This is a genomic window from Bradyrhizobium sp. TM233, from assembly GCF_036247965.1.
Lineage (GTDB): Bacteria > Pseudomonadota > Alphaproteobacteria > Rhizobiales > Xanthobacteraceae > Bradyrhizobium > Bradyrhizobium ottawaense.
The window spans coordinates 1-278 of sequence record NZ_BTIG01000123.1 but is presented as its reverse complement, the minus strand read 5'-3'; the positions used below and the strand labels follow the sequence as shown (position 1 = coordinate 278).

The following is a 278-nucleotide window of genomic DNA, read 5'->3' as shown; positions in this document are numbered from 1 at the left end:
CGGCTTCGAGATCGGCGTCGCCTTCCAGCTGTTCGACACGCCGCGGCTGCTCGCCTATTCGCTGACCTTTGCCGCGGTCGTGCTCGTCATCGAGACCTTGCTGGTGCAGCCGTTCGAAGCCCGCGCAAACAGGTGGCGCCCCCGTGCGGCTTGAGGTCGAGATCACAGGCAAGACGTTCAGGAGTGCCGCGGGCGGAACGCACGAGGTGCTGGCGCCGCTCAAATTCGCGCTTCAATCCGGCGAGGTCGGCGTGCTCATCGGTCCCTCCGGTTGCGGC

General features: G+C 66.9%; 2 pseudogenes. Both read left to right on the top strand.

Annotated elements, in window-relative coordinates:
* Window positions 1-154, top strand: a pseudogene (locus tag AABA86_RS33955) (ABC transporter permease); the annotation flags it as partial.
* Window positions 144-278, top strand: a pseudogene (locus tag AABA86_RS33950) (ABC transporter ATP-binding protein); the annotation flags it as partial. The pseudogenes AABA86_RS33955 and AABA86_RS33950, both read left to right, overlap by 11 nt.